Origin of the sequence: Pseudomonas sp. R3-52-08 (genome assembly GCF_003851745.1) — a bacterium.
GTDB lineage: Bacteria > Pseudomonadota > Gammaproteobacteria > Pseudomonadales > Pseudomonadaceae > Aquipseudomonas.
This window is the reverse complement of record NZ_CP027730.1, coordinates 872,405-884,737: the sequence shown is the minus strand read 5'-3', so window position 1 is coordinate 884,737 and position 12,333 is coordinate 872,405. Positions and strand designations below refer to the sequence as shown.

The 12,333-nt window shown below is 61.4% G+C and carries 14 protein-coding genes; 3 read left to right on the top strand and 11 right to left on the bottom strand.

Features of this window, described 5'->3' with window-relative positions; translation table 11 throughout:
* Positions 1-59: 59 nt before the first annotated feature.
* The gene (gene pgeF / locus C4J91_RS03870) at positions 60-785 is read right to left on the bottom strand and encodes a peptidoglycan editing factor PgeF (RefSeq protein ID WP_124361234.1); all 726 of its coding nucleotides are present in this window, start codon (positions 783-785) and stop codon (positions 60-62) included.
* Entirely contained in the window at positions 782-1,744 is a 963-nt protein-coding gene (rluD, locus tag C4J91_RS03865; protein WP_076951100.1) for a 23S rRNA pseudouridine(1911/1915/1917) synthase RluD, read from the bottom strand. The genes pgeF and rluD overlap by 4 nt, the downstream gene beginning before the upstream one ends.
* Before the next feature lie 149 nt (positions 1,745-1,893).
* Between rluD and C4J91_RS03860 the strand changes: the two genes are divergently transcribed.
* Both C4J91_RS03860 and C4J91_RS03855 read left to right on the top strand, forming a co-directional pair.
* Positions 1,894-2,919 (top strand): outer membrane protein assembly factor BamD, encoded by a 1,026-nt coding sequence (locus tag C4J91_RS03860; RefSeq protein WP_124356980.1) that lies wholly within the window; start codon positions 1,894-1,896, stop codon positions 2,917-2,919.
* 126 nt (positions 2,920-3,045) lie between these two features.
* Complete coding sequence (locus tag C4J91_RS03855; RefSeq protein ID WP_124361233.1) at positions 3,046-3,279, top strand: PP0621 family protein; 234 nt, start codon at positions 3,046-3,048, stop codon at positions 3,277-3,279.
* Here the strand turns inward: C4J91_RS03855 and thiO are convergent.
* From thiO to pilV, 5 genes are all read right to left on the bottom strand, one after another.
* Entirely contained in the window at positions 3,266-4,375 is a 1,110-nt protein-coding gene (gene thiO, locus C4J91_RS03850; RefSeq protein WP_124361232.1) for a glycine oxidase ThiO, read from the bottom strand. The genes C4J91_RS03855 and thiO overlap by 14 nt on opposite strands.
* Before the next feature lie 62 nt (positions 4,376-4,437).
* Entirely contained in the window at positions 4,438-4,839 is a 402-nt protein-coding gene (locus C4J91_RS03845; protein ID WP_124361231.1) for a type IV pilin protein, read from the bottom strand.
* An 11-nt stretch (positions 4,840-4,850) separates the two neighbouring features.
* Entirely contained in the window at positions 4,851-5,342 is a 492-nt protein-coding gene (locus tag C4J91_RS03840) for a PilX N-terminal domain-containing pilus assembly protein (protein ID WP_124361230.1), read from the bottom strand.
* A gap of 43 nt (positions 5,343-5,385) precedes the next feature.
* Positions 5,386-6,093, bottom strand: coding sequence for a prepilin-type N-terminal cleavage/methylation domain-containing protein (locus C4J91_RS03835; RefSeq protein ID WP_124361229.1), 708 nt, complete (start codon positions 6,091-6,093; stop codon positions 5,386-5,388).
* A complete protein-coding gene (pilV, locus tag C4J91_RS03830) occupies positions 6,090-6,557 on the bottom strand; it encodes a type IV pilus modification protein PilV (protein ID WP_124365101.1) in 468 nt (155 codons plus the stop codon). Before pilV ends, C4J91_RS03835 begins: the two co-directional genes overlap by 4 nt.
* A 204-nt stretch (positions 6,558-6,761) precedes the next feature.
* On the opposite strand from pilV, the gene C4J91_RS03825 reads away from it, so the two are divergent.
* On the top strand, positions 6,762-7,280 hold the full coding sequence (locus C4J91_RS03825; RefSeq protein WP_124361228.1) for a GspH/FimT family pseudopilin: 519 nt from the start codon (positions 6,762-6,764) through the stop codon (positions 7,278-7,280).
* A 16-nt stretch (positions 7,281-7,296) separates the two neighbouring features.
* Here C4J91_RS03825 and ispH read toward each other — a convergent pair whose 3' ends face one another.
* The 4 genes from ispH to ileS form a co-directional block, all read right to left on the bottom strand.
* Positions 7,297-8,244 carry a 4-hydroxy-3-methylbut-2-enyl diphosphate reductase gene (ispH, locus tag C4J91_RS03820; protein ID WP_124361227.1) on the bottom strand — a complete coding sequence of 316 codons (948 nt, stop codon included), beginning with the start codon at positions 8,242-8,244 and terminating at the stop codon, positions 7,297-7,299.
* A 284-nt stretch (positions 8,245-8,528) separates the two neighbouring features.
* Positions 8,529-8,966, bottom strand: coding sequence for a peptidylprolyl isomerase (locus C4J91_RS03815; RefSeq protein ID WP_177412845.1), 438 nt, complete (start codon positions 8,964-8,966; stop codon positions 8,529-8,531).
* A gap of 7 nt (positions 8,967-8,973) precedes the next feature.
* Positions 8,974-9,483, bottom strand: a complete 510-nt coding sequence (gene lspA, locus C4J91_RS03810; protein WP_124365100.1) for a signal peptidase II — start codon at positions 9,481-9,483, stop codon at positions 8,974-8,976.
* A 7-nt stretch (positions 9,484-9,490) separates the two neighbouring features.
* The gene (ileS, locus tag C4J91_RS03805) at positions 9,491-12,322 is read right to left on the bottom strand and encodes an isoleucine--tRNA ligase (protein ID WP_124361225.1); all 2,832 of its coding nucleotides are present in this window, start codon (positions 12,320-12,322) and stop codon (positions 9,491-9,493) included.
* Positions 12,323-12,333 lie beyond the last annotated feature (11 nt).

Sequence of the window (12,333 nt, the reverse complement as noted above, 5' to 3'; positions counted from 1 at the left end):
TAGATGGGGTGGATTCTGGGGGATTCAAGCAGCGGATGGTTGATACAGATCAGGACAGTCTAGCGTTCGAGCCAGATAAGGGAGGCGAATCGGCCCGTGCGTGGGCTGCGGCGATAGGAAAAGAAGCGCGGGTCGGTCACGGTACACAAACCGCCACCATACACAGCGCTAATGCCCCGCGCAGACAGGCGCAGACGGGCGAGCTGATAGATATCGGCCATGAACTTGCCGGGATTACAGCTGGGCACGAAGGCTCGGGCAGTCGCAGGCAGTTGTTGCATGAAGGCTTCACGCACCTCGGGTCCGACCTCAAAGGCCTGCGGGCCGATGGCCGGGCCGAGCCATACCAGCACGTCGGCGGGGTCGCAACCAAGGCTGTCGAAGACAGCCTCCAGCACCCCGGCCGCGAGCCCACGCCAACCGGCATGCGCCGCCGCCACATGGGTGCCCGCTCGATTGCAGAACAATGCAGGCAGGCAATCGGCCGTCATCGCGGTGCAGGCGATACCAGGGGTGCTGGTCCAACTGCCATCCGCTTCGGCGATACGGCCCGGGTCGGCCTCGACCACAGTGGTCCCGTGGACTTGGCGCAACCAGGCCGGCTGGATACCGAAGGCATCGGTAAGACGGCGACGATTTTCCAGGACGGCCTCAAGGCTGTCCTCGACGTGATCGCCCAGGTTGAGGCTGTCGAACGGCGCCACACTGACGCCGCCCGCACGGGTAGTGACGCAGGCTTTGACCTGAGACGGCGCGGGCCAGTCAGGAATCAGCCAGTCACTCATCCGATAAACGCCTCGCGATCCTGCTTGAGCAGCGACAACAACCAGACCAGATCGTCTGGAAGCGGCGATTCCCAGCTCATGCGCTTACCGCTCGTCGGATGATCCAGTTCCAGGAAGCGTGCATGCAGCGCCTGGCGCGGGAACGTCTTGAGCGATTCAACCATGGTCTGGCTGGCCGCCGGCGGAATGCGGAAGCGACCACCGTAGGCCGGATCACCGACCAACGGGAAGTTGATGTGGGCCATGTGCACGCGGATCTGGTGGGTACGACCGGTTTCCAGCTTGACCCGCACGTGCGTGTGGGAACGGAAACGCTCCAGCACGCGATAGTGGCTGACGGCCTGCTTGCCGCCTTCCATCACCGCCATGCGCTGGCGCTGCTGGCCGTGGCGACCGATAGGTGCGTTGATCTTGCCCCCGGCCACCACGACGCCGATCACGATGCACTCGTAGATCCGGCTGACGCTGCGACTCTGCAATTGAGTAACCAGTTGCGTCTGCGCCTGAATGGTCTTGGCCACCACCATCAGGCCGGTGGTGTCCTTGTCCAGACGGTGCACGATGCCGCAGCGCGGCACATTGACGATGTCCGGCACGTGGTGCAAAAGGGCATTGAGCAAGGTGCCATCAGCGTGCCCGGCAGCCGGGTGAACCACCAGGCCTGCGGGTTTGTTGATGACCAGGATGTCGTCGTCTTCATAGACGATATCCAGCTCGATGTCCTGGGCGACCCATTCTCCCTGGGCTTCCTGCTCGGCAGTCAGCTCAAGAATCGCACCGCCATGCACTATGTCTCGCGGGCGGATAACCGCTCCATCCACAGTCAGGCGGCCGTCTTTGATCCAGGCGGAAAGGCGCGAGCGCGAGTGCTCAGCGAATAATTGTGCGGCGACTTGATCGAGGCGTTGGCCGCCCAATTCGGACGGCACCTCTGCGCGAAGTTCAATTTTATCGGACATGCTCAGACTAGGCGTGGCACAGCCTTTGGTTTCGGCTGCGCGCTTGTGGTTAAATACGGCGTCTTTTGCCCCGAGGCTTTCAACGGGGCGCTCATCATAACAGGACGGCCCCGCCCAAGACAGCGGCCGTCATAGGGACGCAAGCCGCCATGCAAGTGAAACACCTGCTGCTGATCGCCATCCTCGCCATGACTGCTGCTTGCTCGTCAACCAAGGACGTCGTCGACGAAAACCTGAGCGAAGTCGAGCTGTACCAGCAAGCTCAAACTGACTTGGACAATAATAGCTACACCAGCGCCACAGCGAAGCTGAAGGCCCTGGAGTCGCGCTATCCGTTCGGACGCTATGCCGACCAGGCCCAGCTCGAGCTGATCTACGCCAACTATAAAAACGCCGAGCCGGAAGCTGCCAAGTCCGCTGCCGAGCGTTTTATCCGCCTGCACCCGCAGCACCCGAACGTGGATTACGCCTACTACATGAAGGGCCTGACCTCGTTCGACCAGGACGTCGGCCTGCTGGCGCGCTTCCTGCCGCTGGACATGACCAAGCGTGACCCGGGCGCTGCCCGCGACTCCTACAACGAGTTCGCCCAGCTGACCAGCCGCTACCCGAACAGCCGCTACGCGCCGGACGCCAAGCAGCGCATGATCTACCTGCGCAACCTGCTGGCTTCCTACGAGATCCACGTGGCCCACTACTACCTGACCCGTCAGGCTTACGTGGCCGCCGCCAACCGTGGCCGCTACGTGGTGGAGAACTTCCAGGAAACCCCTTCGGTGGGCGACGGCCTGGCCGTGATGACCGAGGCTTACCAGCGCCTGCATCTGGACGAACTGGCAAGCACCAGCCTGGAAACCCTGAAGCTCAACTACCCGGACCACCCAAGCCTGAAAGACGGCCAGTTCGTGCCTCAGGTTGACGAAGCCGACAACCGTTCGTGGCTGAGCAAGTACACCCTGGGCCTGATCGAGTCCCGTCCACCGCTGCCACCGGGTGAAACACGCGCCAACCAGGACGTGATCAAGCAGTACCAGGACGCCAAGGACGCGATTCCTTCGGATCTCAAGCCGCACGACGAGAACGGCGACGTGATCGAAGAGGAAGAGCCGCAAGCCCTGGGCAACAACCAGGACCGCTCGTGGTTCAGCTACATGACCTTCGGTGTGTTCGACTGATCGTTCGACGCAACGCAAAAGGGAGCTCTCAGGAGCTCCCTTTTTCATGGGCGAGTATTTATTGCGCTGTGCGCCCATGACGACCTTGGCTAAACTGGCGCATTCCTCATCGAGAAACTGCCCATCATGCTTCGTCTATTGTTCTGGATCGCCGTCATTGCCGCTGCGGTATGGCTCTGGCGCAAATTTAAAAGCCCCGCGGCCGGCCAACCCCGTACCGGCGAACCCAATGCCGCACTGATGGTGCGTTGCGCCCATTGCGGCGTGCATGTGCCGCAGGATCGCGCGCTGAGCTCGGGCCAGCAATGGTATTGCACCCAGGCGCACCTGCAGCAAGGGCCGAAGTCTATCCAGCGTTGAGTCGACCGGCGGGCGCGTAAGGTGCCGGGTCGATGATCGGCGCATGCCCCAGCAACAAGTCGGCAAACAACTGGCAGGACGCCGGGGCAAGCACCAGGCCATTGCGGTAGTGCCCGCAATTGAGCCACAGGCCCTTGAAGCCGGGCACCTCGCCGATATAAGGGATGCCTTCCGGCGAGCCGGGCCGCAACCCCGCCCAATGCCCCACCACCTCGGCGTCCGCCAGGGCGGGAAGCAGCTCCACCGCAGAAGCCTTGAGACTTTCCAGTGCGGTTTCGGTCGGCGTTTTATCGAACCCCTCATGCTCCAGGGTGCTGCCAATCAGAATGTGCCCATCACGTCGCGGGATCGCATAGCGCCCCTTGGCCAGGACCATACTCGATAAAAAATCAGGCGCGCATTGGTAGAGGATCATCTGGCCCTTTACCGGCTCCACGGGCAGCGCCAGACCCAGTTTTCCCAGCAGGGCCCCGCTCCAGGCACCGGCCGCAAGCACCACCTGATCACCCGTGATGGCGCCAGCAGACGTATTCACGCCCACCACAGTGCCGCCTTCCACAATAAATCCAGCGACCTCGCACTGCTCGTGAATCGTCACACCGGGCAGCGCCGACAACGCCGCCTTGAGTGATTTGACCAGGCGCGGATTGCGCACATTGGCCACTTCGGCCATGTAGATCGCCCGCGAATAACCGCCGCCCAGCACCGGGACCGCGTCATGGGCGGCCGACACGTCCACTTTACTCAAGGGCCGGCCTTCACGCGCAGCCCAGGCCAGAGCCTCGGCTTCGTCATCCAGGTCGAGCCAATACAGGCCCGTGGTGTGAACCTCAGGATCAACCCCGGTCGCGGCGAACAGCCGTTGCGCCAGTTGCGGGTAGAAATCCTGGGACCAGTGGGCTAAAGCGGTCACCGCCGGACTATAGCGCCACGGATACAACGGCGAAACAATTCCGCCGCCGGCCCAGGATGATTCCTGCCCAAGCCCGGCGCGCTCCAGCAATATGACCGCCAGCCCCCGGTTCGCCAGGTTGTATGCCGTCAACAAGCCAATCACTCCGCCGCCGACAATCACTACTCGCTGTTGCTTAGCCATCATTTGATCCAGCCGATAAAAAGGGAAAAGCGCGCCCGGCGCCCATTCATCCAGTACTCTCATCACTGCCCCCAGCATGCCTTGAGCGACATCTCTGGCGGCGCTCCCGGATTGCTCCGCATGCCGGTGCTGGTCAAGCTGAACCGGCCACAGGCGTCGTCCGCCATGACAGAGCCCGTGGCAGGCGTGGCCAGCAAGGCAAAATCCTGAGGGTTCAAGACTGCGCTGATTCTATAGTGATCGTTGCCCGTACTGACGCCGCTTGCGTCAATATAAGTGCCGTTGCGCGTGTAAAAGCGCTCCAGGTACTGAGCTTGCTCGGCCAGCAGCGCGACGATCTGCACCCGGTAGACCTTTTTCACCTGGACGATATAGGCGGGGTAAGCGATCCCGCCCAGCAACGCAATGATCGCCACGGCGATCAATAATTCGATCAGGGTAAAGCCCTGGCTATCCATGCCCATTCGATTGCTCCTTATTGAAGTTGCCGCCATAAGACTCGCCGAAACCGTTCGCCGTCGCCCTCCTCCACCCGCGCATACACAGTCTCCAGCACGGTGCGCGATCGGCCACCAAGCCCGACGGCCGTCACCCGAAAGAGCGCGCCTGCGGCATACGGCGGCAAATGTGCCTGGCCCGAACCCACGCCCAGGGATTGAACGCCATACACCCCGTCCTTGAACTTCACCCACGTCACCGCCGAGACCGGATTATGTCCGGCGCCCACCACCGATGAAGCTTCGTCGGGCGGCGCGCAACTGATGATCGACTGGCAAACCGGCATCACCTGCCCGCCCCTGCGCACCGCCGACTCCCCCAGCCGCAGGCCACTTTCGGCCGTCTGGAACGATTGATTACGCTGCCACAGGCTATTAGCCGCCTTCTGCTGAGCGAGCGCGCCCTGCATCGATGACAACCCCACCAGTGACAACAACAGCAGAAATACCAGGCTGATCAGCAATACCATCCCCGCCTGCCGCACCTGGCTACACCGCATCATTGTCATCGCCCTACTCCAGCCGGTTGCGCAGTGCCGCCACGACGGCGTAGGCCTGGTCTTTCACCCGCCCGGTGGGGTCTTGCAGGGTCATGAGGATGCGCACGCTGCGTATCAACGATGCGTCGGCCGGATGGCTGTCGTAACGCACCACGCCGGTCGATTCAGGCCTGGCCGCCACACCAAAACTGATCTCGAAGGCCCGTACGTTATCCATCAGTACGGCCTTGGCCGGTGCCGACGGGGTACTGATCTTCAACTGGCCCGTCTCATAGGTGTAGGTGAGCTCGCGTATGGCGAAACGAATCTGCCCGGGCGCAATCCCAGACGGCGCCCCGGTGAAGGCCTGAGCGGCCTCCTTGCAGTCGGACACCACCGTCCAGTCAGGCTTGCCTGCGCCGTCGCTGGCATTGGCGGTCACCAGTGTCAGTGACTTTGCGCTTGCCGACACTTCCCAGCCAATCGGCCGATCAAAGGCCGCCGGGGCGTTGTCGATAAAAGCCGTGGCCAGACACCCCAGCATGCCCGCCTGGCGAATATCCTGGGTCATCTTGCTCAGGACGAACCGCGCATCGTCCTGCAGCACCATGGCGGCCTGCTGGCTGGCCTGGGTCAACCGCGAACCGATCAGCACCTGGCTCGCCCCGAGCACTACCACCAGCCCGACGGCCAGCGCCAGCAGCAACTCCACCAGCCCGAAACCTCGCGCAGGGCGGATCATTGCAACCGCCCTTGCCCATTGGCGATCCGACTGGTCAGGGTGAAGGTTTGCCGCTCACCCAGTCTGCTCCTGACATCCTCCCAACTGATGCTGACAGTGACCTCATCGCCGCTGGCCGCTATCGCACCCTTGGCGTCCTTGCCGGCAAAACCAGTGATATTGGCCTCGAAGTCACGCAGGTCCAGGTCACGCACGCTGGTAGCCGAGGTGCTGCCGGTGCGAGCCTGGGAGTAATCGACAGCGGCGTTGGCGCGAATACGGTCGAGCATGTCGTAGGCAATAAAACTGGCTTGGCTGGTTATCCTTGCGCTGTCGGTGGTCTTGAGCGCGTTGAGCTGGATCGCCGCGGCCCCCAGCAGTCCGAGCGCCAGGACCAGCACCGCGACCAGCACCTCGATCAGCGTCATGCCGGATTGGAGCCGATAAAAAGCGCGTAGAGAAAATGTATTCCGGCAGAAAGGCATACCGTCGTCATCCATGTCGAAGGCCTTAGGAAAACAGGAAAAACCTGCTGTGTGCCCCAAGCCTAGCGTCGGTTTTCGGCCGCTGCCGCTACCGGAACAAAGGGAAATACATTGGACGTAAAGGCCATCATTCAGCACCAGGAACCAGGCGCTATACCTATGCCTGCCACTTGACGATCACTCGCATCCACGGAGGGAGCACACATGACACAACGAGGTTTTACCCTGATCGAATTACTGCTGGGATTGATCGTGACGGGTGTTCTGGCGCAACTGGCCATACCCAACTTCAAAGGTTTGCTGGAATCGCAGCAGCGACAAAGCGTGGCCCAGGCACTGGCCGACGGGCTGCGTTACGCGCGCACCGAGGCGATTGCACGCAATCGTGCGGTGGTGATCCATGCGCGGGATGAAGACTGGAGCCAAGGATGGCGGGTGATACTGGATATCAGTGGGCGCGGCCACCTGGACGACGATAATCCGGTGCTACTGGAGCGACAGGACAGCGGGCAAGTACCGGTTGCCGGCAATGGCCCAGTCAGCAGCCAGGTTCGTTTCAGCGGTTTGGGGGAACCGGTGTTTGCGGGCGGGGGATTTCGTGCCGGCACCGTGCATGTGTGCGACACACAACAGGCCCAGAGCCTGTATCAGGTCGTGCTCGCCCCCAGCGGGCGTATCAGCCTGCGAAGTGATAAGACCGAGCAGGCGTTATGCCAAAGTTAATCCAGCCTCCAGGGGTTCAGAGCAGCGAGCGAACCCGTAATTCCTTGGGCATTGAAAACGTAATGTTTTCTTCCCGGCCCGCTAATTCGTCGGCGCCGGTGGCACCCCAGGCGTGCAATTGCTGGATCACGCCGCGCACCAAAACTTCCGGGGCCGAGGCCCCTGCCGTAATGCCGATGCGCTCTACGCCGTCGAACCAGCTACGCTGCATGTCCTCGGCGCCGTCGATCAGGTACGCCGGCGTCGCCATGCGCTCAGCCAACTCGCGCAAACGGTTGGAGTTGGAGCTGTTAGGGCTGCCGACCACCAGCACCACATCACACTCATCGGCCAGCTGCTTGACTGCATCCTGGCGGTTTTGCGTGGCGTAGCAGATGTCGTCCTTGCGCGGGCCGCCAATGGCCGGGAATCGCGTGCGCAGTGCGTCGATAACGCGGCTGGTATCGTCCATGGACAAGGTGGTCTGGGTGACGAAGGCCAAGCGTTCAGGGTTTTGCACCTGCAAGCTGGCAACGTCTTTTTCGTCTTCCACCAGGTAGATCGCGCCGCCATTGCTGGCGTCATACTGGCCCATGGTGCCTTCGACCTCCGGATGGCCGGCGTGGCCGATCAGGATGCATTCGCGGCCATCACGGCTGTAGCGCGCCACTTCGATGTGCACCTTGGTCACCAGCGGGCAAGTGGCGTCGAACACTTTCAGGCCACGGCCGGCCGCTTCGGTGCGTACTGCCTGGGACACGCCATGGGCACTGAAGATAACGATGACATCATCGGGCACCTGGTCGAGCTCTTCGACGAAGATGGCTCCGCGAGCACGCAGGTCTTCGACCACGAACTTGTTGTGGACGACTTCATGCCGCACATAAATCGGCGGGCCGAAGACTTCCAGGGCGCGGTTGACGATTTCGATCGCCCGGTCCACGCCGGCGCAGAAGCCACGGGGGTTGGCGAGTTTGATTTGCATGCTGTGCCTCGTGTCTTGCAGCCACTTTTGGCCAGGTTTGTGCTGACCTAAAGGACAATGGGGATCAAAGGTGGGAGGGGGCAAGCCCTAATGCCAGTCAGTTAAGCGTACACCACCCTCTCTAGGAGCGAGCTTGCTCGCGAAAAACTCACAGGCACCGCGTTTATTCAGGAAGCACGCGTTATCGTTGACGTTTTTCGCGAGCAAGCTCGCTCCTACAAAAAGCCTTAACTGACTGGCATTAAGGCAAGCCCCCTCCCACATTTTAGACCGTGTACGGTCAGTTACAGCGCCTTGACGTGGATAATCTCGACGTCGAAGGTCAGTGTCTTGCCGGCCAACGGATGGTTGAAGTCGATGGTCACTTGCGCGTCATCGAAGGCTTTGACCACGCCGGGCAATTCCGTATTTGCCGCATCATTGAAGATCACCAGCAGGCCTTCCGACAGGTCCATGCCTTCGAACTGCGAACGCGGGATGATCTGCACGTTTTGCGGGTTGGGCTGGCCAAAGGCATTTTCCGGCGGGATCTGCAGGTTGCGCTTATCGCCAGCCTTGAATCCGAACAGCGCCGTCTCAAAACCCGGCAACAGGTTGCCATCGCCGACCTTGAAGGTCGCCGGGGCTTTATCGAAAGTGCTGTCGACCGTGTCGCCATTCTCCAGGCGCAATGCAAAGTGCAAAGTGACTTCCGTGTTCTGGCCGATGCGTTGCTCAGCCAATACCTGATCAGTCATTGACGGTCTCTCCGGTTTTCTTGCTCTTGAACATATCCAGCGCCAGCATGATTGCACCAACGGTGATGGCACTGTCGGCGAAGTTGAACGCCGGGAAATAATGGCGGTTCTGCCAGTGCACCAGGATGAAGTCGATCACATGGCCCAAGGCAATGCGGTCGTACAGGTTGCCCAGCGCGCCGCCCAGCACCAGGGCGAGAGCGATGGCCAACCAGGTGTCATCACGGCCCAGGCGCTTGAGCCAGACCACCAGCACTGCACTGACCACCACGGCGATCAGTGCGAACAGCCAGCGCTGCCAGCCGCCGCCATCGGCGAGGAAGCTGAAGGCCGCGCCAGTGTTGTATGCCAGGGTCCAGCTGAAGTAATCCGGGATCACCACGATTTGCTGGAACATTTCCAGGGTGCCTTCGAAATGAGCCTTGCTGACCTGGTCGATGACCAGGACCAGCACGCTCAGTACGAGCCAGCCAAGACGTCCGAAACGGCTGGCGTCAGGCATGCTTTTACTAGGCATAGTGGCGAACCTCGCCTTCACCGCTGATGTTATCCACGCAACGACCGCAGATTTCCGGATGCTCCGGGTTCACGCCGACATCTTCACGGCAGTGCCAGCAACGCGCGCATTTAGGGAATGCCGACTTGACCACTTTGAGCTTCAGGCCCGGTACATCAGTCGCCACGGCGTCTGCCGGAGCCTGGGCGAATGGCGCCAGGCTGGCGGTGGAGGTGATCAACACAAAGCGCAGTTCGTTGCTCAGCTTGGCCAGGTCGGCGGTCAGGCCGTCCTCGGCAAACAGGGTGACTTCGGCTTGCAGGTTGCCCCCCACGGCCTTGGCCGCGCGCTGCACTTCCAGCTCCTTGTTCACCGCAACCTTCACGGCCATCACGCCTTCCCAGTACGCGCGACCCAGTTCGAAGTCGGCCGGCAGTTCGGTCAGGCCTTCGTACCAGGTATTGAGCATGACGGACTCGTTACGCTCGCCCGGCAGGTATTCCCACAGTTCGTCGGCGGTGAACGCCAGGATCGGTGCGATCCAGCGCACCAGCGCTTCGCTGATATGGTAGAGCGCGGTCTGCGCCGAGCGGCGCGCCTTGCTGTTGGCGCCGGTGGTGTACTGGCGATCCTTGATGATGTCGAGGTAGAACCCACCCAGCTCCTGCACGCAGAAGTTGTGGATCTTCGAATAGACGTTCCAGAAGCGGTACTCGCCGTAATGCTCCTGCAACTCGCGTTGCAACAACAGGGTACGGTCCACGGCCCAACGGTCGAGGGCGAGCATGTCTTCGGCCGGCAGCAGGTCGGTGGCCGGGTTGAAGCCGGTCAGGTTCGACAGCAGGAAGCGTGCGGTATTACGGATGCGACGGTAGGCATCGGCGCTGCGGGCCAGGATCTGGTCCGACACGGCGATTTCGCCCGAGTAATCGGTCGACGCTACCCACAGGCGCATGATGTCGGCGCCCAGGGTGTCGTTGATCTTTTTCGGCTCGATCACGTTCTTCAGCGACTTGGACATCTTGCGACCGTTTTCGTCGACGGTGAAGCCGTGGGTCAGCAGTTCGCGGTACGGCGCATGGCCGTCGATGGCGCAGCCAGTCAGCAGCGACGAGTGGAACCAGCCACGGTGCTGGTCGGAACCTTCCAGGTAAAGGTCGGCACGCGGGCCGCTGTCGTGGCCCATCGGGTGCGAGCCGCGCAATACGTGCCAGTGGGTGGTACCGGAGTCGAACCACACGTCGAGGGTGTCGCTGATCTTGTCGTACTGCGGCGCTTCATCGCCCAGCAGCTCGGCGGCGTCCAGCTTGAACCAGGCTTCGATGCCTTCCTGTTCAATGCGCTGGGCCACTTCTTCCATCAGTTCGACGGTGCGCGGGTGCAGTTCGCCGCTTTCCTTGTTCAGGAAGAACGGGATCGGCACGCCCCAGTTACGCTGGCGGGAGATGCACCAGTCCGGACGGTTGGCGATCATCGAGTGCAGGCGCGCCTGGCCCCAGGCCGGGACGAACTGAGTGTCTTCAATGGCTTTGAGCGAGCGTATGCGCAGGGTTTCGCCGCTGGCCGGCTCTTTGTCCATGCCGATAAACCACTGCGCGGTGGCGCGGTAGATCAACGGGGTCTTGTGGCGCCAGCAGTGCATGTAGCTGTGCTTGATGGTGTCGGCCTGCATCAGCGCGCCGACTTCACGCAGCTTGTCGATGATCGGCTGGTCGGCCTTGAAGACGAACTGCCCGCCGAAGAATTCCAGCGACGGCACATACACGCCGTTGCTCTGTACCGGGTTGATGATGTCGTCGTTGACCATGCCGTACTTCTTGCAGGTCACGAAGTCGTCCACGCCATAGGCAGGCGAGCAGTGAACGATGCCCGTGCCCGAACCCAGCTCGACGTAGTCAGCCATATATACCGGCGACAGGCGGTCATAGAACGGATGACGGAAGTTGATCAATTCCAGCGCGGAGCCGGTGGTAGTGGCGATCACCGAACCTTGCAGCTCGTAGCGCGCCAGGCACGACTCGACCATTTCTTCGGCCAGCACCAACAGGCGATCGCCAACATCGACCAGCGCGTAGGTGAACTCCGGGTGCACGTTCAGTGCCTGGTTGGCGGGGATGGTCCATGGCGTGGTGGTCCAGATCACGATGGCAGCGGGCTTGGCCAGCGATGCCAGGCCAAAGGCCTCGGCCAGCTTGGCGTCGTCGGCGATCGGGAAGGCCACGTCGATGGTCGAGGATTTCTTTTCCTCGTACTCGACTTCTGCTTCGGCCAGGGCCGAGCCACAGTCGAAGCACCAGTTCACGGGCTTGAGGCCCTTGAACACGAAACCGCCCTTGACGATTTCGGCCAAGGCGCGGATTTCACCGGCCTCGTTCTTGAAGTTCATGGTTTTGTACGGGTTGTCCCACTCGGCCAGCACACCCAGACGGATGAACTCGGACTTCTGCCCTTCGATCTGCTCGGTGGCGTAGGCACGGCATAGTTCACGGGTTTTATCCGCGCCCAGGTTCTTGCCGTAGGTCACTTCGACTTTGTGTTCGATCGGCAGGCCGTGGCAGTCCCAACCCGGGACATACGGTGCGTCGAAGCCCGACAGGGTTTTCGAGCGCAGGATCATGTCCTTGAGAATCTTGTTCAGCGCATGACCGATGTGAATCGTGCCGTTGGCATAAGGAGGGCCGTCGTGCAGGACGAATTTCGGACGATCCTTGCCAATTTCGCGCAACTTTCCGTACAGGCCAATACTGTCCCAGCGCTGCAGGATCTGCGGTTCGCGCTGTGGCAGGCCGGCCTTCATTGGGAAGGCGGTGTCCGGAAGGTTTAGCGTGGCTTTATAGTCGGTCATTTAAGGCTCTT

What these genes read in the sequence shown, in the direction of transcription:
- lspA (WP_124365100.1), bottom strand. Translation starts at nt 9,483, where the DNA reads ATGCCTGACGCCAGCCGTTTCGGACGTCTTGGCTGGCTCGTACTGAGC.
- pilV (WP_124365101.1), bottom strand. Translation starts at nt 6,557, where the DNA reads ATGCCTTTCTGCCGGAATACATTTTCTCTACGCGCTTTTTATCGGCTC.
- ispH (WP_124361227.1), bottom strand. Translation starts at nt 8,244, where the DNA reads ATGCAAATCAAACTCGCCAACCCCCGTGGCTTCTGCGCCGGCGTGGAC.
- C4J91_RS03825 (WP_124361228.1), top strand. Translation starts at nt 6,762, where the DNA reads ATGACACAACGAGGTTTTACCCTGATCGAATTACTGCTGGGATTGATC.
- C4J91_RS03855 (WP_124361233.1), top strand. Translation starts at nt 3,046, where the DNA reads ATGCTTCGTCTATTGTTCTGGATCGCCGTCATTGCCGCTGCGGTATGG.
- rluD (WP_076951100.1), bottom strand. Translation starts at nt 1,744, where the DNA reads ATGTCCGATAAAATTGAACTTCGCGCAGAGGTGCCGTCCGAATTGGGC.
- thiO (WP_124361232.1), bottom strand. Translation starts at nt 4,375, where the DNA reads ATGGCTAAGCAACAGCGAGTAGTGATTGTCGGCGGCGGAGTGATTGGC.
- C4J91_RS03835 (WP_124361229.1), bottom strand. Translation starts at nt 6,093, where the DNA reads ATGATCCGCCCTGCGCGAGGTTTCGGGCTGGTGGAGTTGCTGCTGGCG.
- C4J91_RS03840 (WP_124361230.1), bottom strand. Translation starts at nt 5,342, where the DNA reads ATGGTATTGCTGATCAGCCTGGTATTTCTGCTGTTGTTGTCACTGGTG.
- C4J91_RS03845 (WP_124361231.1), bottom strand. Translation starts at nt 4,839, where the DNA reads ATGGGCATGGATAGCCAGGGCTTTACCCTGATCGAATTATTGATCGCC.
- C4J91_RS03860 (WP_124356980.1), top strand. Translation starts at nt 1,894, where the DNA reads ATGCAAGTGAAACACCTGCTGCTGATCGCCATCCTCGCCATGACTGCT.
- ileS (WP_124361225.1), bottom strand. Translation starts at nt 12,322, where the DNA reads ATGACCGACTATAAAGCCACGCTAAACCTTCCGGACACCGCCTTCCCA.
- pgeF (WP_124361234.1), bottom strand. Translation starts at nt 785, where the DNA reads ATGAGTGACTGGCTGATTCCTGACTGGCCCGCGCCGTCTCAGGTCAAA.